The 25,038-nt window shown below is 67.9% G+C and carries 24 protein-coding genes; 5 read left to right on the forward strand and 19 right to left on the reverse strand.

All coding sequences use genetic code 11. The features are described 5' to 3' along the window. Window positions 1–184: 184 nt before the first annotated feature. Window positions 185–523, forward strand: coding sequence for a PH domain-containing protein (locus ACQI5H_RS03685; RefSeq protein ID WP_427078057.1), 339 nt, complete (start codon window positions 185–187; stop codon window positions 521–523). Between the two features lie 6 nt (window positions 524–529). On the opposite strand, the gene ACQI5H_RS03690 is transcribed toward ACQI5H_RS03685, so the two are convergent. Then, entirely contained in the window at window positions 530–1,366 is an 837-nt protein-coding gene (locus ACQI5H_RS03690; protein WP_427078058.1) for a DoxX family protein, read from the reverse strand. A gap of 239 nt (window positions 1,367–1,605) precedes the next feature. Here ACQI5H_RS03690 and ACQI5H_RS03695 point away from each other — a divergent pair, with 239 nt between their 5' ends. Further along, a complete protein-coding gene (locus ACQI5H_RS03695; protein ID WP_427078315.1) occupies window positions 1,606–2,736 on the forward strand; it encodes a PQQ-dependent sugar dehydrogenase in 1,131 nt (376 codons plus the stop codon). 16 nt (window positions 2,737–2,752) lie between these two features. On the opposite strand, the gene gatB is transcribed toward ACQI5H_RS03695, so the two are convergent. The 5 genes from gatB to gatC form a co-directional block, all read right to left on the reverse strand. Beyond that, window positions 2,753–4,282 carry an Asp-tRNA(Asn)/Glu-tRNA(Gln) amidotransferase subunit GatB gene (gatB, locus tag ACQI5H_RS03700; protein WP_427078059.1) on the reverse strand — a complete coding sequence of 510 codons (1,530 nt, stop codon included), beginning with the start codon at window positions 4,280–4,282 and terminating at the stop codon, window positions 2,753–2,755. Between the two features lie 20 nt (window positions 4,283–4,302). Continuing rightward, a complete protein-coding gene (locus ACQI5H_RS03705) occupies window positions 4,303–5,247 on the reverse strand; it encodes a MinD/ParA family ATP-binding protein (protein ID WP_427078060.1) in 945 nt (314 codons plus the stop codon). Window positions 5,248–5,575: 328 nt separating this feature from the next. Next, complete coding sequence (locus tag ACQI5H_RS03710; protein WP_076063260.1) at window positions 5,576–6,607, reverse strand: ATP-dependent 6-phosphofructokinase; 1,032 nt, start codon at window positions 6,605–6,607, stop codon at window positions 5,576–5,578. Between the two features lie 37 nt (window positions 6,608–6,644). After that, window positions 6,645–8,129 (reverse strand): Asp-tRNA(Asn)/Glu-tRNA(Gln) amidotransferase subunit GatA, encoded by a 1,485-nt coding sequence (gene gatA, locus ACQI5H_RS03715; protein WP_427078061.1) that lies wholly within the window; start codon window positions 8,127–8,129, stop codon window positions 6,645–6,647. Next, window positions 8,126–8,425, reverse strand: a complete 300-nt coding sequence (gene gatC / locus ACQI5H_RS03720; RefSeq protein ID WP_076063264.1) for an Asp-tRNA(Asn)/Glu-tRNA(Gln) amidotransferase subunit GatC — start codon at window positions 8,423–8,425, stop codon at window positions 8,126–8,128. Before gatC ends, gatA begins: the two co-directional genes overlap by 4 nt. Before the next feature lie 190 nt (window positions 8,426–8,615). Here gatC and ACQI5H_RS03725 point away from each other — a divergent pair, with 190 nt between their 5' ends. Then, window positions 8,616–9,272 carry an amino acid-binding protein gene (locus ACQI5H_RS03725; protein WP_427078062.1) on the forward strand — a complete coding sequence of 219 codons (657 nt, stop codon included), beginning with the start codon at window positions 8,616–8,618 and terminating at the stop codon, window positions 9,270–9,272. Between the two features lies 1 nt (window position 9,273). Here ACQI5H_RS03725 and ACQI5H_RS03730 read toward each other — a convergent pair whose 3' ends face one another. The 7 genes from ACQI5H_RS03730 to ACQI5H_RS03760 all read right to left on the reverse strand — a co-directional run bounded on the left by ACQI5H_RS03730 (window position 9,274) and on the right by ACQI5H_RS03760 (window position 17,527). Further along, window positions 9,274–12,180, reverse strand: coding sequence for an RND family transporter (locus ACQI5H_RS03730; RefSeq protein WP_427078063.1), 2,907 nt, complete (start codon window positions 12,178–12,180; stop codon window positions 9,274–9,276). 6 nt (window positions 12,181–12,186) lie between these two features. Continuing rightward, window positions 12,187–12,633: an MmpS family transport accessory protein gene (locus ACQI5H_RS03735; protein ID WP_427078064.1), complete on the reverse strand. Its 447-nt coding sequence runs from the start codon at window positions 12,631–12,633 to the stop codon at window positions 12,187–12,189. Between the two features lie 133 nt (window positions 12,634–12,766). Then, window positions 12,767–13,375: a TetR/AcrR family transcriptional regulator gene (locus ACQI5H_RS03740; protein WP_427078316.1), complete on the reverse strand. Its 609-nt coding sequence runs from the start codon at window positions 13,373–13,375 to the stop codon at window positions 12,767–12,769. A 37-nt stretch (window positions 13,376–13,412) separates the two neighbouring features. After that, window positions 13,413–15,509 carry an NAD-dependent DNA ligase LigA gene (gene ligA / locus ACQI5H_RS03745; protein WP_427078065.1) on the reverse strand — a complete coding sequence of 699 codons (2,097 nt, stop codon included), beginning with the start codon at window positions 15,507–15,509 and terminating at the stop codon, window positions 13,413–13,415. A 113-nt stretch (window positions 15,510–15,622) separates the two neighbouring features. Further along, window positions 15,623–15,946 carry an ArsR/SmtB family transcription factor gene (locus ACQI5H_RS03750; protein ID WP_427078066.1) on the reverse strand — a complete coding sequence of 108 codons (324 nt, stop codon included), beginning with the start codon at window positions 15,944–15,946 and terminating at the stop codon, window positions 15,623–15,625. Then, on the reverse strand, window positions 15,943–16,434 hold the full coding sequence (locus ACQI5H_RS03755; protein ID WP_427078067.1) for an SRPBCC family protein: 492 nt from the start codon (window positions 16,432–16,434) through the stop codon (window positions 15,943–15,945). Before ACQI5H_RS03755 ends, ACQI5H_RS03750 begins: the two co-directional genes overlap by 4 nt. A gap of 64 nt (window positions 16,435–16,498) precedes the next feature. Further along, on the reverse strand, window positions 16,499–17,527 hold the full coding sequence (locus tag ACQI5H_RS03760; RefSeq protein ID WP_427078068.1) for a methionine synthase: 1,029 nt from the start codon (window positions 17,525–17,527) through the stop codon (window positions 16,499–16,501). Window positions 17,528–17,637: 110 nt separating this feature from the next. On the opposite strand from ACQI5H_RS03760, the gene ACQI5H_RS03765 reads away from it, so the two are divergent. Continuing rightward, window positions 17,638–18,273, forward strand: a complete 636-nt coding sequence (locus tag ACQI5H_RS03765; protein ID WP_427078317.1) for a sensor domain-containing protein — start codon at window positions 17,638–17,640, stop codon at window positions 18,271–18,273. Between the two features lie 5 nt (window positions 18,274–18,278). On the opposite strand, the gene ACQI5H_RS03770 is transcribed toward ACQI5H_RS03765, so the two are convergent. Continuing rightward, window positions 18,279–19,613, reverse strand: a complete 1,335-nt coding sequence (locus ACQI5H_RS03770) for an amidohydrolase family protein (RefSeq protein ID WP_427078069.1) — start codon at window positions 19,611–19,613, stop codon at window positions 18,279–18,281. 5 nt (window positions 19,614–19,618) lie between these two features. Further along, on the reverse strand, window positions 19,619–20,173 hold the full coding sequence (locus ACQI5H_RS03775) for a pyridoxamine 5'-phosphate oxidase family protein (protein ID WP_427078070.1): 555 nt from the start codon (window positions 20,171–20,173) through the stop codon (window positions 19,619–19,621). A 162-nt stretch (window positions 20,174–20,335) separates the two neighbouring features. Between ACQI5H_RS03775 and ACQI5H_RS03780 the strand changes: the two genes are divergently transcribed. Then, a complete protein-coding gene (locus ACQI5H_RS03780) occupies window positions 20,336–20,977 on the forward strand; it encodes a TetR/AcrR family transcriptional regulator (protein WP_427078318.1) in 642 nt (213 codons plus the stop codon). A 29-nt stretch (window positions 20,978–21,006) separates the two neighbouring features. On the opposite strand, the gene mnmA is transcribed toward ACQI5H_RS03780, so the two are convergent. The 4 genes from mnmA to ACQI5H_RS03800 are packed head-to-tail and all read right to left on the reverse strand — an operon-like array spanning window position 21,007 to window position 24,975. Beyond that, the gene (gene mnmA / locus ACQI5H_RS03785; protein WP_427078071.1) at window positions 21,007–22,083 is read right to left on the reverse strand and encodes a tRNA 2-thiouridine(34) synthase MnmA; all 1,077 of its coding nucleotides are present in this window, start codon (window positions 22,081–22,083) and stop codon (window positions 21,007–21,009) included. After that, entirely contained in the window at window positions 22,080–23,285 is a 1,206-nt protein-coding gene (locus ACQI5H_RS03790; protein WP_427078072.1) for a cysteine desulfurase family protein, read from the reverse strand. The genes mnmA and ACQI5H_RS03790 overlap by 4 nt, the downstream gene beginning before the upstream one ends. Window positions 23,286–23,326: 41 nt before the next feature. Then, a complete protein-coding gene (locus tag ACQI5H_RS03795) occupies window positions 23,327–24,145 on the reverse strand; it encodes a lysophospholipid acyltransferase family protein (protein ID WP_427078073.1) in 819 nt (272 codons plus the stop codon). Then, on the reverse strand, window positions 24,142–24,975 hold the full coding sequence (locus ACQI5H_RS03800; protein WP_427078074.1) for a GNAT family N-acetyltransferase: 834 nt from the start codon (window positions 24,973–24,975) through the stop codon (window positions 24,142–24,144). Before ACQI5H_RS03800 ends, ACQI5H_RS03795 begins: the two co-directional genes overlap by 4 nt. Window positions 24,976–25,038 lie beyond the last annotated feature (63 nt).

Consider the following 25,038-nt stretch of genomic DNA (forward strand, 5'->3'; position numbering starts at 1 on the left):
GCCGACTAATTACTACGAGCATTCCGGGCTTTCCGGCGGGTTCCATAGCCCCCGACGGTAGCCTTCGCACAGCTCAGCCGTCAAATCCGCGACCGCTCCGGCGGAGTGGAATGATGCTCGGGTGCCTACCGGTTCGTCCGCCCCCACACCCGCTGGCCCGCCCGTGGTGATCAAAATTTCGCCGATGGCGCACATCGCCGTCGGATTCTTGACCCTCGGGTTGCTGATACCGGTGCTGGCCTGGCCGCCGTCGGCGCCGCTGCTCGTCATCCCGGTGGTGTTGTCGGCGATTGTCATCCGGCTGCGCACGGTCGCCGACGACCGGGGCGTGACGGTGCGGAGCCTGCTCGGCAGCCGCACGGTGCCCTGGGAGGACATCGACGGGCTGCGCTTTCACCGGGGTTCCTGGGCGCGGGCCCGCCTCAAAAGCGGTGACGAATTGCGGTTGCCCGCGGTCACGTTCGCGACGCTGCCGCAGCTGACGGAAGCCAGCTCGGGACGCGTTCCCAACCCGTATCAGTAACCCGTCTCAGGCGAGCGGGTTGACTCCGTTGAGCAGCGCCCACACGCCGATGCCGGCGGCGATGCCGGCGAGCAGGGCGGCGAAGGATCCGATGAACGGCCGATGCGCCCAGCCCCGGCGCGCGTCCAGGCCGTAGCGGCCCGGTCCGGCCAGGATCACCGCGACCGCGAGGACGATCAGGGTGACTTGGTATTCGTGCCCGTCCGGCAGGAAGAACGGGAAACTGTGCGAATGCGGCTTCGCCGACATGGTGACCAGCAGGCCGTTGATCAGGAATGCCAGCGCGCCGGCCGCGGCGAGGGGGGTGAACAGCCCCAACACCAGCAGCGCGGCCGCGACGAGCTCGCCCCCGGCGCTGACGTAGGCCAGGATGTCGGCGTGCTGATAGCCGGCGTCGGACAGTGAGTTCTTGAACCCGGCCACTCCCTGGCCGCCCCACCACCCGAACAGCTTCTGCATCGCGTGGGCGCCGAGCACCACGCCGAGCCCGACCCGCAGAACCAGCAAACCGAGATGCTGGGTGCCACGCCTGCCGACCTCGAGATGGCGCTCGTCGTCCTCGGCTGCATCGATCTCCGCGGGCTCTGCCGCCGAGACGCCGGACTCCGACTGCGGCTGGACGTACGGCAAGGGCTCCTGCTGGTCGAGCAGGTGGTAGCCGGAGCCGGCCGGACCGGGATCCTGGTACGGGATGACGGTGGTGGTTCCGAAATCGCCCGGGTACCCGACCGGTGTCAGGTCGTCTTCCGGGTCGACCACCCGCGCGGTGGCGGGCCGTGCCGGGATTGGCTCTTCGGCCTCGCCGGGCCGCTGCCAAAGTCCGTCATTAGGTTGACTGGTCACGGGTGTCAGGGTAAGGGCATTTGGCCGGAAATCAGGGATTTGAGCGGCCCTTTCGCCAGGCAATCGGCGCTTACCCCGCCAAATTGGCCCGGATTGTCCCCAAATGGTCTCGGCATCATTTCGAAACGGTGAACTCCCGCCGAAACCGGCCGGCCGGCGGGGCCGAACCGGCGGTGCTGCCGATGACGCAACGGCAGGTCTGTGGCGGCAGTGCCCGCGATGTCCGTAGCCTGTCGATCATGCGACTCGGGCGATCAGGGTGGTCGATTCGGTGCGCGCTCGCTGCACTGTCCGCGGTGATGCTCGTGTCGAGCGGCTGCGCGCGGTTCGACGACGCACAGTCCCAGCCGTTCACCACCAACCCGGAACTCAAGCCGCAGCCCAGCTCGACGCCTCCCCCGCCGCCGCCGCTGCCGCCCACACCGTTCCCCAAGGCGTGCCCCGCGCCCGGGGTTATGCAGGGCTGCTTGGAGAGCACGAGCGGCCTCATCATGGGGCCCGACAGCAAAACCGCGTTGGTGGCCGAGCGCACCACCGGGGCGGTCAAGGACATCTCGGTCAGCGCCGAGCCGAAGGTCAAGATGGTCATTCCCGTCGACCCGTCCGGTGACGGCGGCCTGATGGACATCGTGCTGTCGCCCACCTATCAGCAGGACCGCTTGATGTACGCCTACATCAGCACGCCCGGTGACAACCGGGTGATCCGGATCGCCGACGGGGACATCCCGAAGGACATTCTGACCGGGATTCCCAAGGGCGCCACCGGGAACACCGGAGCGCTGATCTTCACCAGTCCCACCACGCTGGTGGTGCTGACCGGCGATGCGGGCAACCCGGCCGCGGCCGCCGATCCCAAATCGCTGGCCGGCAAGGTCCTGCGCATCGAGCAGCCCACCACGATCGGTCAGGCGCCGCCGACGACGGCGCTGTCGGGCGTCGGTTCGGGTGGCGGCCTGTGCATCGATCCCGTCGACGGCTCGCTGTATGTCGCCGACCGCACCCCCACCGCGGACCGGTTGCAGCGCATCACCAAAACCTCCGAGGTCTCCACGGTGTGGACCTGGCCGGACAAGCCCGGCGTCGCCGGGTGCGCGGCCATGGACGGGACGGTGCTGGTCAACCTGATCAATACCAAGCTGACGGTGGCGGTGCGACTCGCGCCGAACACCGGCGCCGTGACCGGTGAACCCGACGTGGTTCGCAAGGACACCCACGCCCACGCGTTCGCGCTGCGGATGTCGCCCGATGGAAACGTCTGGGGCGCCACCGTCAACAAGACCGCCGGCGACGCCGAGAAGCTCGACGACGTGGTGTTCCCGTTGTTCCCGCAGGGTGGCGGCTTCCCGCGCAACAACGACGACAAGACCTGACGCGTCTATCCCTTGGCTAGCCCTGGCCGCAGGCCGCCAGGACCAGCTCGCGCACCCGCGCCGCGTCGGCCTGGCCGCGGGTCGCCTTCATCACCGCGCCGACGATCGCCCCCGCCGCGGCGACCTTGCCCCCGCGAATCTTCTCCGCCACATCGGGATTGGCGGCCAGGGCCTCGTCGACGGCGGCTTGTGTCACCGAGTCGTCGCGCACCAGCTCCAGACCGCGGGCGGCCATTACCTGATCGGGCTCGCCCTCCCCGGCCAGCACGCCCTCCACGACCTCGCGGGCCAGCTTGTTGGACAGCTTTCCCTTGTCGACCAGCGCGATCACCGCAGCGACCTGGGCCGGCGTGATGGCCAGTTCCTCCAACGCGACACCGGCCTCATTGGCCTTCTGCACCAAGAAGTTTCCCCACCAGGAGCGGGCTTCCTTGCTGGACGCGCCGTGCTTGACCGTCGCGGCGACCAGTTCGACCGCGCCGGCGTTGATCAGATCGCGCATGATCTCGTCGGAAACACCCCACTCCTGCTGAATCCGCTTGCGGCCCAGCCACGGTAGCTCCGGAATGGTCTGGCGCAGCCGCTCGACCACTTCGCGGCTGGGCGCGACGGGCTCCAGGTCGGGCTCGGGGAAATAGCGATAGTCCTGGGCCGTCTCTTTGGCACGGCCCGGGCTGGTGTACCCCGCTTCGTGAAAGTGCCTGGTTTCCTGGATGATTCGGCCACCGGACGCCAGGACGGCGCCCTGACGCTGCATCTCGTAGCGGACGGCGACCTCGACGCTTTTCAGCGAGTTCACGTTCTTGGTCTCGGTCCGGGTGCCGAACTCGTCCGCCCCCGCCGGCTTCAGCGATACGTTGGCATCACAGCGCATCGAACCCTGGTCCATCCGGACATCGGAAACCTCCAACGCGCGCAACAGGTCTCGCAACGCCGTCACATAGGACCGAGCGATCTGCGGCGCCCGTGCCCCGGCGCCGACGATGGGCTTGGTGACGATCTCGATCAGCGGCACCCCGGCGCGGTTGTAGTCGATCAGCGAGGTCGTCGCGCCGTGGATGCGGCCCGTCTCACTGCCGATGTGGGTGAGCTTGCCGGTGTCCTCCTCCATGTGCGCGCGCTCGATGTCCACCCGCCACGTGCTGCCGTCTTCCAGCGGTACATCGAGGTGGCCGTTGATGGCGATCGGCTCGTCGTACTGCGAAATCTGGTAGTTCTTCGGCATGTCCGGATAGAAGTAGTTCTTCCGCGCGAAGCGGCACCAGGGCACGATCTCGCAATTGAGCGCGAGGCCGATGCGGATCGCCGACTCCACCGCGGTCCGGTTGAGCACCGGTAGCGAGCCGGGCAGCCCCAGGCACACCGGGCACACCTGGGTGTTGGGCTCGGCGCCGAAGGTGGTCGCGCAGCCGCAGAACATTTTGGTAGCGGTGGACAGCTCGACGTGCACCTCGAGGCCGAGCACCGGATCGAAGCGCGCGACGACGTCGTCGTAATCCAGCAGCTCAGCGCCCGAAGCGTGGGGTGCGCCCGCGGCAACAGTCATGCGGTCGATACTAGGGCGTCCTACTCGATGCGCCGCCCGGGGACCATGTCGGCCAGCGCGGCCGCCAGCTCCAGGTAGCTGCGCCGGCTTTGCCTGCTCAGCCGGTCCAGCCCGATCTCTTTGCCCTCATGCACATGCCGATCGAACGGCAACTGCACGGTGGTGGCGACGCGAGCGGAGAGGTCCTCGAGTTCCTTGAGCGCCACGGCGTCCGGCTTGGCCCTCTCGACGTGGTTGATCGCGAGCGCGGTCGACTTCATCAGTCGCTGATATCCGTTGTTGCACAACCATTCCAGCGTCGTTCTGCTCTTCCGTACCGCGTCGATGGAGGTGCTGGTAACCACCACGAGCGCCCGCGACTCCGGCAGCACGGCGTCCATCACGGCCGAGTTGACCGCCTTGACGCAATCGATCAGCAGCACCGAATAGTGGTTACGCAGAATCGAGAACGCTTTGACGACGTCGCGGCGCTCCAGTCGCCAGTCGGCGCGCCCATAGTCAGGCAGCCCGAGGACTTCGAGCCCGAAGCTGTTCATGTAGGTATGCGCCCGGATGTCCCGGTATTGGGTCGCCGTGTCGTCCAAAAGCAGGTCGGCCATGCTCAGCGGGTTGCTGCGACCATGCCGCCCCGCCAGGTCGCCGTCGTCGAGGTCGACGGCGAGCACCCGGTCGCCGCGCACGCTGGCGAACGTCGAGCCGAGCGCCTCGACCACCGCGGTCTTGCCGACGCCGCCTTTGAAGTTGAGGACCGCGATGGGAAAGACACCGCCCAGGACCGTGCGGATGCGGTCCCGCAGCTGCTGTTCGTGCGTTGCGTCCTTGCCCGGACCCAGATCGATCCCGGTGACGCGACGGATCGCATCCCGCCAGTTGAAGCCGGCCGACTCCCCGGGATCCGGCTCGCTGAGGATGTCGAGTGCCGTCCCGCCCCGCAGCCACTCGGGGTGAAACCACGGCGGCGTCACCGGCCGCGCCGGGGCCCGCCTGGGCGGCCTCGCCGGCTCGGCAGCTCTGGCCGGACGGCGGCGTGGGGACGGGGCCGGGCGGTAGGGCTCCGGCTCGGTGTCCGCTGCGGGATCGGGAGCGGGGCGCCGCGAAGGCGCAGGTGGCGGTCGGCGCCGGGGGCCTGCCGGCCCGCCCGGTGCGGCGGGTGGCTGAACGACTCCGCGAACCGAACCGCGGTTGCTCATACCCCGGTATAGCCGCTGAGGACATCCGGCTAAACCACCAAAATGTGCCCCTCTACCGGGAGCGAAGGGTTTCGGCGGCGGAGTCGGCCGAGCGCGTCGCCACTTAGCCGAAGAAGGCGGCAGCGTCGTCGTAGCGGCTCTCCGGCACCAGCTTGAGTTGGCGCACGGCGTCCGCCAGCGGCACCCGGCCGATGTCCTGGCCGCGAAGCGACACCATCTGGCCGTACTCGCCCGCATGCGCGGCGTCGGCGGCGTTGACCCCGAACCTGGTCGCCAGCACGCGGTCGTAGGCCGTCGGGGTGCCGCCCCGCTGGACGTGGCCCAGCACGGTCACCCGCACCTCCTTGTTGATCCGCTTTTCGACCTCGGCGCCCAGCTGGGCGGCCACGCCGGTGAAGCGCTCGTGGCCGAACTCGTCAATTCCGCCTTCGCGCAACGCAATCGAGCCGGGGATGGGCTTGGCTCCCTCGGCAACCACGCAGATGAAGTGCGAATCCCCGCGCTGGAAGCGCCTTTTGACGAGTCGGCACACTTCCTCGACATCGAAGGGCTGTTCGGGGATGAGCGTCATGTGCGCGCCGGAGGCCAGCCCGGCGTTCAGCGCGATCCATCCGGCGTGCCTGCCCATCACCTCCACCAGCATCACGCGCTGGTGTGATTCGGCGGTGCTGTGTAACCGGTCGATGGCGTCGGTGGCCACCGTCAGCGCGGTGTCGTGGCCGAAAGTCACGTCGGTGCAATCGATGTCGTTGTCGATGGTTTTCGGCACGCCGACGACGGGCACGTTCTCCTCCGACAGCCAGTGCGCGGCCGTCAGGGTGCCCTCACCACCGATCGGGATGAGCACGTCGATGCCGTTGTCGTCCAGCGTCTGTTTGATCTGGTTCAGTCCGGCCCGCAGTTTGTCGGGGTGAACGCGGGCGGTGCCCAGCATCGTTCCGCCCTTGGCCAGCAGCCGGTCGTTGCGGTCGTCGTTGGCCAGCTGCATGCGCCGGTTCTCCAGCAACCCGCGCCAACCGTCTTGGAATCCGACCACCGACGATCCGTATCGGGAGTCGCAGGTGCGCACCACCGCCCGGATAACGGCGTTGAGCCCCGGGCAGTCGCCGCCCCCGGTGAGAATTCCGATCCGCATGCCCTTATCTTGCCCTGCCGGGCGTGACCGCGGGTTCTCAGATGGCCGACGGTAGGGGTCCGCGGGCGGCCTCGTAGGCGGCGCCCACTCGGTATAGCCGATCGTCCGCCAACGCCGGCGCCATGATCTGCAGCCCCACCGGCAGGCCGTCGTCCGGAGACAGCCCCGACGGCACCGACATGCCGCAGTGGCCGGCCAGGTTCAGCGGCAATGTACACAGGTCGAACAGGTACATCGCCAGCGGATCGTCGACCTTCTCCCCCAGGCCGAACGCGGTGGTCGGGGTCGCCGGCGACACCAGAACGTCCACGGTGCGATAGGCCTCGTCAAGGTCGCGCGCGATCAACGTGCGCACCTTCTGCGCCTGGTTGTAGTAGGCGTCGTAATAGCCCGCCGAGAGGGCATAGGTGCCGATCATGATGCGCCGCTTGACCTCCGGACCGAAACCGGCGGCGCGGGTCAGCGCCATCACCTCCTCGGCGCTGTGCGTGCCGTCGTCACCGACGCGCAGGCCGTACCGCATCGCGTCGAAGCGTGCCAGGTTGCTCGACACCTCCGACGGCAGGATCAAGTAGTAGGCGGGCAGCGCGTAATCGAAGTGCGGGCAGTCGACTTCGCTCACCTCGGCGCCCAGGGTCCGCAGCTGCTCTACGGCGGCCTCGAACGACGACAGCACCCCCGGCTGGTAGCCCTCGCCGCTGTGCAGCTGGCGCACCACCCCGATCCGCACGCCTTTCAGGTCACCGCCGGCACCGGCTCTCGCGGCGCCCACCACGTCGGGCACCTCGGCGTCGACGGACGTCGAATCGCGGGCATCGTGCCCGGCGATCACGTGATGCAGCAGCGCAGTGTCGAGCACCGTGCGCGCACACGGGCCGCCCTGATCGAGCGAGGAGGCGCAGGCCACCAGCCCGTAGCGGGACACCGTGCCGTAGGTGGGTTTGACACCGACCGTCGCGGTCAGCGCGGCGGGTTGACGGATCGAGCCGCCGGTGTCGGATCCGATCGCCAGCGGCGCCTGGAACGCCGCCAGCGCCGCCGCGCTGCCCCCGCCGGAGCCGCCGGGCACCCGCTCGACGTTCCACGGGTTACGCGTCGGGCCGTAGGCGGAGTTCTCGGTCGAGGAGCCCATCGCGAACTCGTCCATGTTGGTCTTGCCCAGGATCGGGATGCCGGCGGCGCGCAGCCGCTCGGTGACGGTGGCGTCGTACGGCGAGCGCCAGCCCTCGAGGATCTTGGAGCCGCAGGTCGTCGGCATGTCGGTGGTCGTGAACACGTCCTTGAGCGCCAGCGGCACCCCGGCCAGCGCCGACGGCGGTTCTTCGCCCGCGGCCAGCGCCTTGTCGACGGCCGCCGCCGCCGCCAGGGCCGCGTCCGCGGCCACGTGCAAAAACGCGCCGTACTGCTCGTCGGTTGCCTCGATCTGGTCCAGGCAGGCCTTGGTGAGCTCGACCGACGAGACCTCCTTGGCGGCGATCCTCGCGGCCAAGGTCGCGGCGTCGGACCGGATGAGGTCGGTCACTGGGCCTCTCCCAGGATCTGCGGGACGGCGAAGCGGCCGTCGACGGCTTCGGGCGCCTCGGCCAGCGCCTGCTCCTGGGTGAGGCACGGCGCCGTCTCGTCCGGGCGCGTGACGTTGACGTCCTTGAGCGGGTTGTCGGTCGCTTCGACGCCGGCGACATCGACCGCCTGGATCTGGCTGACGTGGGTCAGGATGGCGTCGAGCTGGCCGGCGAAGCTGTCCAGCTCGGCGTCGCTCAACGCCAGCCGGGCCAGCCTGGCAAGGTGCGCAACCTCGTCGCGGGAGATCTGGGACACGAGCGAAAAGCCTACCTAGGCGCGGACGTCCCGCTTTCGGGCCGGTCGCGCCCGCCGACGCTGAGGCGAGCCGAGCGTGCGGCCAGCCGCACGCTGGGTGCCGAGCGTGCGGCCAGCCGCACGCTCGGCGGCAGTAAAGCAGGACACCGGCCGAAATGCCACCGGCGCCCCGCTGTGCCAAAGTGGGCGCGTGCCGTCGTATCTGTTGCGCATCGAGCTGCTGGACCGCCCGGGCAGCCTGGGCTCGCTCGCGGTCGCGCTGGGTTCGGTGGGCGCCGACATTCTGTCGCTCGACGTGGTGGAGCGCAGCTCGGGCTATGCGACCGACGACCTGGTCATCGAACTTCCGCTCGGGGCGATGCCCGACACCTTGATCACCGCCGCCGAATCGCTGCCCGGGGTCCGGGTGGACAGCGTGCGTCCGCACACCGGCCTGCTCGAAGCGCACCGTGAGCTGGAGTTGCTCGACCATGTCGCCGCGGCGGCAGACAACGCGTCCCGGCTGCAGGTTCTGGTCGACGGGGCGCCCAAGGTGCTGCGGGTGAGCTGGTGCGCGGTGGTGCGGGGTTCGGACGGCGAGCTGCAGCGCCTCGCGGCCAGCCCGGGCGCCCCGGAAACCAAAGCGGATTCGGCGCCGTGGCTGCCGATCGAGCAGGCCGTGACCCTCGACGGCAACGCCGAGTGGGTGCCGCAGGCATGGCGCGAGATGGACACCACGATGGTCGCCGCACCGCTGGGCGATCCACACACCGCGGTGGTGCTCGGCCGTCCGGGCCCCGAATTCCGGCCGTCGGAGGTGGCCCGATTGGGTTATCTGGCCGGAATCGTGGCCACCATGTTGCGCTGAATTATCTAGCGACCGATGGGGATTTGGGCGCCGCCGGGTCACCGTCCTCCCACAGCAGCAGTTGACGCACCGCGGAACGTGGCCCGTAGGGCCGCAGCATCGTGCTGGCCGGGCGGGGGCGCACTCGTAGGGGCCACCAGAACCACCGGCCCAAAAGCGTTGCGACGGAAGGTGTCATGAAGGAGCGCACGATCAGTGTGTCGAACAACAGGCCGAGGCCGATCGTGGTACCGATCTGGCCGAGGACCTGAAAACCGCTGAACACGAACGCGCACATGGTGACGGCGAAGACGATGCCGGCGGATGTGACCACCGACCCGGAGCCGGCCATCGCCCGGATGATCCCGGTCTTCAACCCGGCAGGGATCTCTTCCTTGAACCGCGAAATCAAGAGCAGGTTGTAGTCGGATCCCACGGCCAGCAGCAGGATCACCGCCAGCGCGAGCACCACCCAGTACAGCTGGACCCCAAAGATGTACTGCCAAACCAGCACCGAAAGGCCGAAGGACGCGCCCAGCGAAAGCGCAACCGTGCCAACGATGACCAGCGCGGCGACCAAACTCCGCGTGATGATCATCATGATCAGCAATATCAGGCTCAGTGCGGCGAGCGCCACGATCATCAGGTCGTACTTGGCGCCGTCCTGGATGTCCTTGTACGTGGCCGCGGTGCCGCCGACGTAGACCTTGGCGCCGGCCATGGGCGTGCCCTTCAGGGCCTCGTGCGCGGCCTTGGTGATTGGGTCGATGTGTGAGATGCCTTCGGGCGTCGCGGGATCGCCGTCATGGGTGACGATCATGCGGGCCGCCTTGCCGTCGGGCGAGACGAACAGTTTCAGCCCGCGCTTGAAATCGGGATTATCGAAAACCTCCGGGGGCAGGTAGAAGCTGTCATCGTTCTTTGCGGCATCGAACGCACGCCCCAGCGCCGTCGCGTTATCGATCGCGGACTGCGTCTGCGCGTTGATACCGGACTGCGTCGCGTGGCTCGCCAACGTCAATGCGCGATTGGTCTCCTGGCTGTCGATCTGCGGCGGTATGAGTGCCACCAGTTTCGGCTGCAACTCGTCGAGCTTATCCAAAGTGGCCGTGAGGTTTTCGAATTTTTCGGTGAGCTGATCGATGCCGTCCAGGGCGTCCAGAACGGACCTGATCGCCCAGCAGGCGGGGATGTCGAAGCAGTGCTTCTCCCAATAGAAGTAGCTGCGGATCGGCCTGAAGAAGTCGTCGAAATTCGCGATCTTGTCGCGCAGGTCCCTGATCGTGTCGACGGTGTCGTGAAAGCTTTGGGTTTCGCTGTGGGTGGCGGCGGCCAGCTGCTGCTGCAGCACGTACTGCTGTCGCAAAATGTTGATCGTCTTCGACAATTCGCCGGCCTGCTTGAGCAGGTCGTCGGCCCGTTCTCGCTGATACGTCAGGTTTTGCTGCTGGGCCGCGCTCTGATTGCTGACCACAAAGGCGAGCGAGCTGTGGTCGATCGGCGTTCCCAGCGGGCGGGTGATGGTCTGGACCTGCGCGACGCCGGGCACGTGGAACACCGCCTTGGCCACCCGGTCCAGAATGAGCATGTCGGCCGGGTTACGGATGTCGTGATCCGTTTCGACCATCAACAATTCGGGCTCCAGCCGGGCGCGGGAAAAATGCCGCTCGGCCGCGGTGTAACCGACATTGGCCGGCGCGCTTTGGGGCATGTAGGGACGAGTGTCGTAACTCGTCTTGTATCCGGGCAGCGCAAGAAGACCCACCAGGGCCAACGCGCACGCCGCGGTGAGGACGGGAGCGGGCCAGCGGACGATGGCCGTGCCGATCCGCCGCCATCCCCGGGTTCGCATCGCGCGCTTCGGCTCGAAGATGCCCACCAACGCGCCCAGAGTAAGCACGGCCGGGCCGAGGGTAAGCGAGGCGGCCAGTGCGACGAGAATGCCTAGCGCGGCAGGGATTCCCAGACTTTGGAAATAGGGCAGCCGGGTAAAGCTGAGGCAAGCCACAGCGCCGGCGACGGTCAGGCCCGAACCCAAGACGATGTGGGCCGTTCCGTGATACATCGTGTGGTACGCGGTTTCCTTGTCCTCGCCGGACCCGCGCGCTTCTTGATATCGGCCGACGAAGAATATCGCGTAATCCGTTCCGGCGGCGATGACCAGCAACGTGAGCAGATTCGTCGCGTACGTCGACAGCCCGATTATTCCTTCGTTGCCGAGAAACGCGACGAGCCCACGGGCCGCGGACATCTCGATGAGCACCGTGAAGAGCACGAGCAGCGTCGTGAGGATGGAGCGATACACGAAGAACAACATCAACGCGATCACCCCGATGGTTATCGCAGTGACCTTTGCGGTGCCCTTGCTGCCGACGTCGAACTGATCGGAGATCAATGGCGCCGCGCCGGTGACATATGCCTTGACGCCCGGCGGTGGTTGCATGTGCTCGACGATGTCGCGGACGGCGCCCACTCCCTCATTGGCCAATGCCGAGCCTTGATTGCCCGCGAGGAACAGCTGGACGTAGGCGGCCTTGCCGTCCGTGCTCTGGGATCCGGCCGCGGTCAGGGTGTCTCCCCAGAAGTCCTGAACGTGCTCGACGTGCTTCTTGTCCTGCTCGAGCTTGCGGATCATCGCGTCGTAGAACTGGTGGGCGTCCGCGCCGAGCGGCTTGTCGCCTTCGAGCACGATCATCGCCGAGCTGTCGGTGTCGAATTCGTGGAAGGCTTGGCCGATGCGTTTGATCGCCTTCAGCGATGGCGCGTCGGGCGAGTTCAGCGCCACATTGTGTGTTTTACCAACGTCTTCCAGCTGCGGCACCGCAACGTTGGTGATGGCGGCCAGCGCCACCCAGAACAACAGGATCGGCAGCGCAAGCCGGCGGATGGTGTGCGGCACCCGAGGCCGCGACTGTTGATGGTTGCTCATCCAGACTTATCCAGACTTATCCAGGCAGAAGGTGTAGGCGTCGACTTTGTTGACGGTGCGTTCGGCTTTGACTTCACCGTTGACGGTGATGCGGCACCCGAGGGTGTCGCCATTTCCCTGCGCCACAACGTTGCCCACGACCGCGGGCTCGGTCGTGGTGATCGTGTACGACCATGGCAGGGGCGCGTTTTTGACTTCCTGCGGCTGGGCGTTGACGTCAAGGTAGTTGATGGTGGCCACCGCGCCCGGCGAGCCGAATACCTCGAGGACCACCTGCTTGGGGTTGAACGGGACGATCTCATTGGCGAGGCCGCTATTGGCCGTCGTGTTGTAGTGCGAGCCGAAGATTCCGTGCAGGCGATAGATCGCAAATCCCACGAGGGCGACCACCAGCGCGGCGACCAGGACCATCCAGCCGCGTCTGACGAGGGTGGCAATCGAAATCCCCTTCACCCGTTAGCCTTTCGATCATCGGGCGATACGGTCAACCTCGATGCTAGGGCGGTTGCCGGCGCTTCGCGGTCGATGGATAGCTCTGACAGTACGGTACTGAACCGTACTGCACAAGAGACGCGAGCGTACACATTCATCGTCCGGATCGGGTGAGCCCGGGCATGAGGACGTCGTCGACGAGAACCTGCACGGTGCGACGGGTGGGCGGCCGGCCCGGCATGATGGACCGGAAGATGAGATAGCCGGGCAGTAGGTCCCAGAGTTCGTCGTTGATGGCCTCCTGGGCGATCTCGCCACGATCAACGGCCTGTTGCAGCACGTGCCGTATCAAGGCCTTGCGCTGATCGATGAATTGACGTTGCATCACCTCGTTGAGTGCCGGGTTGCGCGACACCTCGACCATCACCGCGCGGATCGTGCTGGCGAGCTGGCGTGTCTCCTGACAGCAGACCTCACCCAGCCGTAGCAAGTCGCCCCGCAGCGTGCCGGTCTCCGGCGCGACCGCGACCTGACGGACGCCCTCGATGAAGGCGGCCAACACCAGTTCGGCCTTCGACGGCCAGCGTCGATACACGGTGGCCTTGCTGGCGCGGGCGGCGCTGGCCACCTCGTCCACCGTCAACCGGTCATAGCCGTGCTCCTGAAGCAGCCGCAAAGTCACCGCAAGCAACTCGGCTTCGCGGGGCGACCACGGTGATGCCTCACCCCACCGATCGGCAGCCTGGGTCATAGCGCACACAATAGGCCCGCCGGGGCTGTACGGTCCAGTACCGTACTCGTCACTCCGCCGACTCGGCGGCTTCCTCCCCCACGGGCGGTCCGTCCTCGAGCAGCCGGCGAAACCCATCCTCGTCGAGAACCGGCACGCCGAGTTCGACGGCCTTGTCGTATTTGGATCCCGGCGAGTCGCCGGCAACGACATAGTCGGTCTTCTTCGACACCGAACCCGCGGCCTTGCCGCCGCGCGACACGATCGCCTCCTTGGCGTCGTCGCGCGAAAAGCCCGTCAGGGAGCCGGTAACCACGATCGTCAGGCCTTCCAGCGTGCGCGGCACGCTGGAGTCGCGCTCGTCGGCCATCCGCACCCCGGCGGCCCGCCACTTGTCGACGATCGCGCGGTGCCAGTCGACGGTGAACCACTCGGTGACGGCGGCGGCGATCGTCGGTCCCACGCCCTCGACCGCGGCCAACTGTTCGGTCGACGCCTCTTCGATGGATTGCAGATCGCCGAATTCGGTTGCCAGCGCGCGCGCTGCCGTCGGACCGACATGCCGGATGGACAACGCGACCAGCACTCGCCACAGCGGTTGCGACTTGGCCTTCGCGAGGTTGGCCAGCAGCCGCTTGCCGTTGGCCGACACCGCGCCGCTCTTGGTGGTGAACAACTCGGTGCGCAGCAGGTCGTCCTCGGTGAGCGAGAACAGGTCTCCCTCGTCGGAGATCACTCCGGCCTGCAGCAGCGCGATGGCGGCCTCGTATCCCAGCGCCTCGATGTCGAAGGCGCCGCGACCAGCGACGTGAAACACCCGCTCCCGCAGTTGCGCCGGGCAGGAGCGCGAGTTGGGACAACGGATGTCGGCGTCGCCCTCCTTGGCGGGAGCCAGCTTGGTGCCGCACTCGGGACACGTTGTGGGCATGACGAATTCGCGTTCCGAGCCGTCGCGCAGGTCGACGACGGGTCCCAGCACTTCGGGAATCACGTCGCCGGCCTTGCGGATCACCACGGTGTCGCCGATCAGCACCCCCTTGCGCTTGACCTCGGCGGCGTTGTGCAGCGTGGCAAGACCCACGGTGGAGCCGGAGACGGTAACCGGCGTCATGAACGCGAACGGCGTGACGCGCCCGGTGCGGCCGACGTTGACCCGGATATCGAGCAGCTCGGTCTGCACCTCCTGGGGCGGATACTTGTAGGCGATCGCCCACCGCGGCGCCCGTGACGTGGACCCGAGCCGCCGCTGCAGCGCCACATCGTCGACTTTGACTACGACACCGTCGATTTCGTGATCCACGTCGTGACGGTGCTCGCCCCAGTAGGCGATGCGCTCAAGCGCGCCGGCCACGTCCTTGACCCGGGTGGTGTGGTCGGAGACGGGCAGGCCCCAGGCCCCCAGCGCGAGGTACGCGTCGTGCAGGCTGGCCGGCCGGAACCCTTCGGTGTGCCCGACCCCGTGGCAGATCATCCGGAGCTTGCGCCGGGCCGTGACCGCGGGGTCCTTTTGGCGAAGGGAGCCCGCGGCGCTGTTGCGCGGGTTGGCGAACGGCGTCTTGCCGTCCTCGACCAGTGCGGCGTTGAGGGCTTCGAAATCGTCGAGCCGGAAGAACACCTCGCCGCGCACCTCGAGCACGTCGGGTATCGGATAGTCGTCGCCGGCCGTCAACCGCTCGGGCACGTCGTCGATGGTGCGCGCATTCAGCGTGACGTCCTCGCCGGTGCGCCCGTCGCCCCGGGTGGCCGCCCGCACCAGCCGGCCGTCGCGGTAGACCAAAGCCAATGCGACACCGTCGATTTTGAGCTCGCACAGGTACGGCACGTCGTTGCCGACCTCAGCGCGGACCCGGGCGGCCCACAGGTCGAACTCTTCGGTGCTGAACACGTTGTCCAGGGACAGCATTCGTTCCAGATGTTCGGCGGATGTGAAATCCGTGGCGAAGCCCGCGCCGCCGACGAGCTGGGTGGGCGAATCGGGCGTGCGCAGTTCGGGATGCTCGTCCTCCAGCGCACCCAACCGCCGCAGCAGGTCGTCGAATTCCGCGTCGGAGATGATCGGCGCGTCGCGCACGTAGTAGCGGAACTGGTGTTCGCGCACCTCGTCGGCCAGCTCACGCCACTGGCGCCGTACCTCGGATGGGACGGGGTCATCCTCTGGCGAGCTCACCTTCGCAGGCTATCGAAGGGCTCTGACGTCACATGCGCCGAGATTGCCGTGGTGGTCGCGATCTGCGCCCGGACCGCAGCCCTGGCGGCAATCTGGGCGAGCACCCGGCCCTTTCAGTCCTCCACGTATGCCCGCAACCGGTCCGCCGCGGCGTCCCACCGCCGCGACAGCTGGTTCAGGTAGTCACTGGCCCAGGCCAGGGGTTCGGTCTGCACGGTCCAGATGCGTTCGCGACCCCGCCGGTTGCTGGTGACCAAACCGACCGATTCGAGCAGCTGCAGATGCTTGCTGGCGGCCTGACGCGTGACCGGAATGACGCTGATGACTTGCGATGTCGAACTCGGACCGAGATCGCAGAGCCGAACGATGATGCGCAGCCGGTTGGGGTCCCCGAGCGCGTCGAACAGCGGCGCGCCCACCGAAAGCTGTGCGGTCACACCCGCAGGCCTTCGGCGTATCTGCGAACCAGGTCGGCCTGGATCCCCCAGCCCTCGGAGTTGGCGTCGTACGACGCGTAGCGGCGCGTCTCGGGGATGGCGTCGAAACCGGATTCGGTGATGGTGAGCAGCACACCGTCGGGCGTCTCCGACAGGGCGAACTCGACCAGCGTGGTCGGTTCCCGGTCGTAGTCAACGTTCGGGTCGACGGCAAAAGGATGCCAGCGGTAGGCGAACCGCCGCTGCGGTTCGATGGCAACGATCTGCCACGTGGAGCGGGTCCCGGCGTGGGGCTGCTGACGTTTGGCGACTTCCTCGTCGACTGTGGTCGGGGTGATCGTCGCGCCGACGGGCTCGCCCTCGACGAAGGGCCCGTCGAAGCGGACGCCGAACCAGCGCCCGAACTCGTCGGCGTCGGTGATGGCCCGCCACACCCGGTCCAGCGGTGCTCGCAACAATGTTTGCTTCTGGATTCGATCCGTACTCATATGCAACCTCCTAGTTGCCTTTCAGCCAAGCACACCGTCGCGCGATATGCAACCAATTGGTTGCCTATGTGATCGCGTCGGGGTCTTGGGCGAACGCGTCGGCGGCCTTACGGGCCAGCTCGATCGCGGTACGGGCCCACTGCGGCGTGGCCGTCGCCAGGCCGCAGGCGGGGGTGAGACCGATGCGGTCGCGCAGCGCCGGGCGGTCGAATCCGAGTCGATCAGTCACCGCGACGACCGCGGCGGCGATTTCCTCCACCGACGGCTTCTTGTCCGGTTGCCGTATGGGGACCACGCCGAGCATGACGGTGCGCCCGGATTCGACGAATGCCGCGACGCCGTCCAGATCCGCCGCCCGCAACGTAGCTGCTTCCACCGATACGGCGCCAATGGTGCTGCGCTGCAACAGGTTCCACGGCAATCCGGGCGCGCAGCTGTGCACCAGCACCTCGGCGCCCGCCGTCGCGACGCACGTGTCGAGCAGCGCGCCGGCGACCGCCTCGTCGAGCGCGGCGACCGGGCTGAGCGCGGTGACGCCCCTCAGCTCCCCGCCCAACGCCGCCGGCAGCGACGGTTCGTCGAACTGGACCACGACCGGTGTGTCGAGCCGCCGCGCCAGCGCCGCGCGATGCGCGGCTACGCCTTCGGCCAGCGAGGCCGCCAGATCGCGCACCGCTCCGGAATCGGTGATCGCCCGGTGGCCGTTGGCCAGCTCGAGTTCGGCCGCCAGCGTGATCGGCCCGGGCGCCTGCACCTTGACCACGCGCCCGGCGCCGCGCAGGCCAGCGGTCTCCCATGCCTCCTCCAGAGCGTCCATGTCCTCGTCGAAGAGGCTGACGGCCCTGCGTGTCACCGCGCCGGGCCGGGCGGCGATGCGATAGCCGCGCGGCGCCGTGTCGATGGCCACGTCGATCAGAAGTGCGCCCGCGCGGCCAAGCATGTCGGCGCCGACTCCCCTGGCCGGCAGCTCAACGATGTGGGCGAGTGCGTCCGCCAGCTCACCGACGACGACCTCGGCGGCCTGCCGCGGCTGCGTGCCCGGCCACGACCCCACGCCGCTGGCCCTGGCGAACGCAGTGCCGAAAACACTCACCCGGCAACCGTATTCGACCTCCAGTCGCGGGACGCTGGCCAGGGGGTGTTTGCGGCTGGATCGGGCGAGTAGGTTCGAGCCAGGAAGGGTGCGTGCAAAAGGTGTCGCAGATCCGGGGATTGGCGCGGCCGCTGCTGTTGTGCGGCGCGGCGCTGCTGATGGCGGCGTGCACCCGGGTGGTGGGCGGCACCGCGGTACCCGCATTCGGCGAGGCCCATCGGGGCGTGCAGGGCGTCAATGTCGACACCATCCTGCTGGACCAGCCACGCATGCAAGCGATTACCGGCGCCGGCCAGCACCTGACGATCATCCCCACGATGGACGACACGTCTCCGGTGGACATCGACGCGCTGGCCGACAACACCCCGCGCGAATGCCGGTTCCTGTTCGCCGAGACGGCAACATTCGGGCCCGACATCCAGGAATTCCACAAGACCACCTTCCAGGACCCGCCCGACGGCGCGCTGATCTCCGAGGGCGCCGCGGCCTATCGAGACCCCGACGGCGCGCGGGGTGCGTTCGGCGCGCTGGTGAAGACCGTCGGAAACTGCGCGGACGGCGTGGCCGGCCAAATGTTCGTCGGCGAGTGGAAGGCCGACGCGAACTCGCTGCACATGCGGCCCGGCGGCTGCGGTCGCGACTACCGGGTGCTGTCGGTGGCCTTGCTGGAGGTCACGTTCTGCGGCTTCCCGCAGACGGTGTCTGACATCGTGATGACGAACATCATCGCCAACGTGCCGGGCTAGCATTGTCAGCCGTTGGGCTGCCTGGCGTCACCCGCCTGACGAGCACGAAGTAGCCGGTCGCCGGATTCAACTAACCTTCCGCGCACGTCGTCGAGATCTACTTCGATCAAAGAGTGCCCACGTTTGCGCCACACACCTGCGATCATCACCGCCTCGATGTTGGCCAGACTGGCGTGCAGGGCTGCCGCGATCGGGTCGTGGGCCGGCCAAAGGTTCAGCGCCCGGGCATCGATGACGACCAAATCGGCCTGCATGCCCGGCTCGAGTCGCCCGACGCTGTCGGTCAGGCCAAGAGCTCTGGCGCCCTCGACGGTGGCCCATGACAGGGCCTGCTTGCTAGTGACGGACGCGGTAGCCGACATCATTCCTGTCTTCTGCCGATGGCGTTCATGGTCGCGGCCACGCTGATGGGCCACCGCAATCCTTGCGGCGGTGAGGATTTCGCCGGACACCGCAGTTACCGTGTCGGTGCCAAGCGACGGTGCCGAACCGAGGCGCAACAGTCGTCCGGTGACGGGAGCGCAATGGCCGTGACAGAGTTCGTTTTCCGGCGTCGTGGTAAAAGTGACACCCACGTCGACCAACGTTCGAAGCCAGTCGTCGCTCAGACCCGCGCCATGCACGACGTTGGTGCGGGGCCCCAATAGGCCCGCCGCGTGCGCGGCTGCCCACGCGGCCGAGGGCTGTCCACCGCTTTGATGCATGGAGGCGATGAGCTGCCGTTCTTCCGCGGCACGCATATCAGCTACCGCCACATCAGGAGTCGAGATTTGCGGTCCATTGATCGCCATACCGACGGTGAGCAACTCATGGTTGCCGACGGGGCCGTCGAGCATTCGGTCCACCTCTTGGAGCGGATGCGCGACTTCAGGGTCGCGATTGGGCGACCCGTGCAAAAAGACGGCTCGGATCCCGGATTCGACAAGCGCCTCGGCCGCGGCGTCGCTGTGCTCTGGTGTCGGGTTGTTGTGACACCAGTCACCGAGTGTGGTTGTACCACAGTTAATTTGATTCAACGCACCCGCGAGAGTGCCGATGTAGATGTCGTCCGGAGTGCAATACGGAGCGATGTCGGCGTGCACGCGCTGCAGGTATTCCAGCAGTGTCCAGTCGGCGCCCGCGAAACTCAGCGCGCCCTGCCAGGTGTGCAGGTGCGCGTTGATCAGACCGGGAATGACGATACGGCCCGACAGATCAAGGGTTTCAACGGTTGACCGGTCGTGGTGTTCACCGATGTCACTGATCCGGCCGTCCTCGATCAGGATATCGACGCGCTCTGCGTCGGGTCGGCGCGGCGACATGGTGATCACCGTGGCTCCCTGCAGCAGGATGCTGGTCATCGTGTTCAGGCCGGGTCCGGCGCATCCCAGGGCACGGTGGCCGACACCCAGTGCGTGATCTGCTCTTCCTGATCGTTGCGATGCAGGTGCCGCGGCGGCTGGGCAAAAGTTTCGTAGGGCCGGCAGCGCACGACAACACGTTGCTCTGCAACACGCATAGCGTCGACATACGCGCGCGCTTCCTCGGGAAGCGCCTGGCCCGACATCCGTCCCGCGACCGCCATCATGACATCGCACACCAGTTCCGGGTCATCGTCGATCACCGCGTTTGCATACACCTGTAGATACGCGAAGGGCCAATTCTCATCGAGCACACAGAGGCTCACTTTGCCGTCGCGTGCGATGACCCGAGACTTGCCGCGTTCTGCCATCGTCGACACCAGCAGCTCATCGTCATCAGTGGGGATGTAGTAGACCACCGACATGCCCGGGCCGTCCTTTTTCCGACGGTAGCCGAACACGCAGGTGCGGTGGGTACGCACGAAAGCGCGCCGCTCGGAGGGCAACATATCGCGGTCGCTGGGAGCCACGAACGGCTCGGTCGCAAGTGGAAGCAGCATGGGGGGTGGTCCTCTGTCGGGTTCGATTAATGGATACAGTGTTGCCGTTATTGCTCTTGGCTGTCAAGAGGCGCCATACTTGGCCTCGTGACAACCGGGCATCGCCACGCTGCGGGCGCGCCGCAGCACAATCGCCGTTCCCCCGGCCGCCCGCCCATTCCGTTGGATCGGGTGGTCACGACGGCGCTTCAGATCGTCGACGAGGAGGGGACCGACGCACTGTCGATGCGAACCCTGGCGCAGCGGCTAGATTCGGGGACCGCCACCTTATATCGGCACTTCACCGGCCGGGCGGACGTGATTGCCCATGTCGTCGACCGCGTGTTCGGCGAGATCGGCCAGTCCGATCTCAGCACGATGACTTGGCAGGAAGCGGCTAAAGCCGCTGCCAACAGCATGTTTGACGCGTTGCGCCGCCACCATAACGTGGCGCGTTTACTGGCTGAGAATGTGCCGGTCGGCCCCAACGCGCTCGCCGCGCGGGAACGTCTGATCGCCGTCTTGCTCGATAACGGATTTCCGCCTCAGCTCGCGGCGCGTTCTTATGCAACGGTGGCTCGCTACATCTTGGGTTTCGCCATCCAGCTCACCACCGCTCGCGACGAAGTCGACGGCGCCCGGCTGACACGGGTATTCCACGACCTGGATCAGTCCCAGTTTCCCGCCACCACCGCCGTCGCCGACAACCTCCCAGTGCCCTTGGAGGATGAGTTCGCGTTCGGACTCGAACTCATCATTGATGGGCTGACTCAGGAGCTTTCGCGCCACCGAGGCCGGGAAAAAACCAAACGGCGCAACGGCTAAGTGGCGATGGCGGGCTACTGGCCGAAAATCTAGCCGCGGGTGCCGGTGATGGTGGCGCTGCCCAGCACCTCGTCGCCGCCGGGGTCCGGGCGATACATCACCAGCGTCTGGCCGGGCGCTACGCCGCGCAGCGGGGTACGCAACCGCACGTCGAGCTCGTCGCCGACCAATTCGGCTACCGCACTGGCGGTTTCGCCGTGGGCGCGCACCTGAACCGCGCACTCGACGGGACCCGGGAACGCAACCCCCGCGGTGAAGACCGGCGCCCGTCCCCGCAGCGCAATCACGTCGAGATCGTCCGCTGCACCCACGTGCACGGTCGCGGTGTCGGCGTCGATCGCCGTCACGTAGCGCGGGCGGCCATCGGGTCCCGGCCCGGCGATGCCCAGGCCTTTGCGCTGGCCGATGGTGAAACCGTGCACGCCGTCGTGCGTGGCCAGCACCGCACCGTCGGCGCTGACCACCGCGCCGCGCCGCAGCCCGATGCGCTCCCCCAGAAACGCGCGGGTGTCGCCGGACGGGATGAAGCAGATGTCGTGGCTGTCCGGCTTGTCGGCGACCGCCAGGCCGCGGCGGGCGGCCTCGGCGCGGATCTGCGGCTTGGGCGTGTCACCGATCGGGAACGCGGCGTGGCGCAACTGCTCGGCCGTCAGCACGGCCAGCACGTAGGACTGGTCCTTGTCCGCATCGACGGCGCGACGCAGCCGGCCCTGCGACAACCGGGCGTAGTGGCCGGTGGCCACCGTGTCGAAGCCCAACGCGAGGGCCCTCGCGGACAGAGCCGAGAACTTGATGCGCTGATTGCACCGCACGCAGGGGTTGGGGGTCTCCCCGCGCGCATACGACGACACGAAATCGTCGATCACGTCGGCCTTGAATCGTTCCGCGAAATCCCATACGTAGAAGGGGATTCCGAGCACGTCGGCCACCCGGCGCGCGTCGGAGGCGTCTTCTTTCGAGCAACACCCCCGCGAGCCGGTGCGCAGCGTGCCGGGCGCACTCGACAGTGCCAGGTGCACGCCGACCACGTCGTGCCCGGCGTCGACCATGCGGGCGGCGGCGACCGACGAGTCGACGCCACCGCTCATCGCGGCGAGTACCTTCATCGACCCGCTCCCGCCGCCGCCAGGGCGGCGCGCCGGGCCCGATCCACCGCGCCGGGCAGGACCCCCAACACGGCGTCGATGTCGGCGTCAACACTGGTGTGCCCTAAAGAAAGACGCAGCGAGCCGCGGGCGCTGGCGGGATCGGCGCCCATCGCGATCAGCACGTGTGACGGCTGCGCGACACCGGCGGTGCAAGCCGAGCCGGTCGAGCACTCGATTCCGTTGGCGTCCAACAGCATCAGCAGCGCGTCGCCCTCGCAGCCGCGGAAGGTGAAGTGCGCGTTGCCGGGAAGCCGCTGGGGGTACCTCCCGCTTGCGGGGAACGGGTCGGCGGCGCCGTTGACGATGACATCGTCGATGCCGGCGAGTACGCCTTCGACCAGGCGATCGCGCAACGTTCGCAGCCGCGCGGCGTTGGCGGCCAAGCCGTCCACCGCGACGCGGGTCGCCGCCGCCATTCCGACGGCACCGGCCACATCGGGTGTGCCGGAACGGATGTCGCGCTCCTGCCCGCCGCCATGCGACAGCGGGACACAGGCGACGTCCCGCCGCAGCAGCAACGCGCCCACCGCCGGCGGACCGCCGAACTTGTGGGCGGCCACGCTCATCGCCGACAGTCCGCTGGCGGTGAAATCGACGGGCAGCTGACCGATCGCCTGAATGGCGTCGCTGTGCATCGGGACGCCGAATTCGGCTGCGACGGCCGCGAGTTCGGCGGCTGGCATGACGGTCCCGACTTCGTTGTTGGCCCACATCACCGACACCAGCGCGACGTCGTCGTGGCGGGTAAGCACCTCGCGCAGCGCGGCCGCCGACACCGAGCCGTCGGGCGCGGTGGGCAGCCAGGTCACCTCGGCGTCCTCGTGTTCGACGAGCCAGTTCACCGAGTCGAGCACCGCGTGGTGTTCGACCTCGCTCGTGACGATGCGGCGGCGGCGCGGCTCGGCTCCCCGCCGGGCCCAATAGATCCCCTTGACGGCCAGGTTGTCGCTCTCGGTGCCGCCCGCGGTGAAGATCACCTCCGACGGGCGCGCGCCCAGCTTCTCGGCGATCAGCTCGCGCGATTCCTCGATCCGGCGCCGCGCCGCGCGGCCGCTGGTGTGCAGCGAGGAGGCGTTGCCCACCGTGCCCAGCGCAGCCGTCATCGCCTCGATGGCGGCGGGGTGCATCGGGGTCGTCGCGGCGTGATCGAGATAGACCATGACCCGCCCCACGATACCTGCAGGCCAGGGCAGCCCTGAACCTAGGAAGCCACCAGCACGTGGCGTCGGCCCGGGCGCCGCGACACCCCGACGCCCACGGCCGACTGGCAGCGGCGGGCCAGCAGCCGCCGATCGGCGCCCGGTAGCTGCAGGGATTCGACGTGAACATGGGCCCACGTGCGGCGCACGGTGACCAACCGGCAGATCGACCGCCACAGGGTGTCGTCGCCGACGAAGGCGGGAGCGGTGGAAATGGCGCCGTCGGCGTGGTGGTAGGTCAACCGCAGCGGCTGCACCGGGCGGCCGGCGTCGATCGCGGCCTGGAACATCGCCGGATAAAAGGAACCGCAGGCGACGCCGCACCAGGTGGTGCCTTCGGGGAAGGCCACCACGGTCTGACCGGCGCGCAGCCGATCAGCGACGGTGTCGACCACCCCGGGCAGCCGCCGCAGACTGGCCCGCTCGATGGGGATGATCTTGAGCATGCGCGCCAGGGGTCCGGTGAACATATCCGCGCGGGCGACGAACGCGCCGGGCAGCACCGAACCGATGGCGAAGACGTCCAGCCAGGACATGTGCGGGCTGACAACCAGGACTCCGCGCAGGTTGCGAATCGGGCTGCCCGACACCCGGATCCGCACGCCGAAGCAGCGCAGCACCGCGCGGCAATAGAAGCGCTGCACCCGCAGCTGGCCCGGGAGCGGCACCAGCGCCAGCGGCACCCCGGGCGCCAGCAGCACCGCCAACATGACGCGAAGGGTCACCCGCAGCACCACCCGCCACCGCGGCGGCGCGGTGCCCACACCCACGCAGCTGCTGTCGCACGTCGCGCGGGGCAGCCAAGCGTGGGTGGCGGTCATCGTGCGCCGGCCATCTCGGTAGCCGCCGACACCGACCGGAGCCGCTTCAGATATCGGGTATCGGCCTGTCGTTTGTCGAGCAGCACGCAGAAGTCACCCACGCCGAAATCCGGGTCGCGCGCCGGCTCGCCGCAGACCTGTGCGCCCAGCCGCAGGTAGCCACGCAGCAGCGCCGGAACCGACGGCCGCGGCGGCGCGGGAATGTCATCGAGGGCCCGCCCGTCGACGCGCACCGGCAGGTGCGGCTCGACGCTGTACGCCGCCGGCGCGGCGTGCCGGCTCAGGATGAAGTCGCGGACGCCGCGCAGCTGGCTGCCCGGCACGTCACCGTCCGATTCGGCGCCGATGGGCACCGACACGCAGCCGGTCACGTAGTCGTAGCCGTAGCGGTCCAGGTAGGCCAGGATGCCCGCCCACATCAGCAGCACCACGCCGCCGTTGCGGTGACCGTCGCGCACCACAGCGCGCCCCATCTCCACCAGCGACGGCCGCAGCGGGTCGAAGGCCCGCACGTCGAATTCCGTTGCGGTGTAAAGCCCCCCGGCCGCGATCGCCCCGGCCGGCGCCAACATCCGGTAACAACCCACCAGCTCGCCGGTGTCGTCGTCGCGGACCAGCAGGTGATCGCAGTATTCGTCGAAGCGGTCCGCGTCGACGTGGTCGGCTGTCGGCAGCGCGAAGCCCGGCGTGCTGGTGAACACCTCGTAGCGGAGCCGTTGCGCCGCCTCGATCGAATCGGTGTCGGTGGCCAACAGCAGCGAGTAGCGCGGCCCGGACGAACCGATCGCCTCCGGCTGGTCGCTGGCTATCAGGACAGAAGCAATGCTCATGCCAACAACGTCGCGCAGTCGATGTACCGATCGGCGTCGCCGCTGTGACGTGTCGGTGCACGT

Source organism: Mycobacterium heidelbergense (genome assembly GCF_050205645.1).
GTDB classification, from domain to species: domain Bacteria; phylum Actinomycetota; class Actinomycetes; order Mycobacteriales; family Mycobacteriaceae; genus Mycobacterium; species Mycobacterium heidelbergense_A.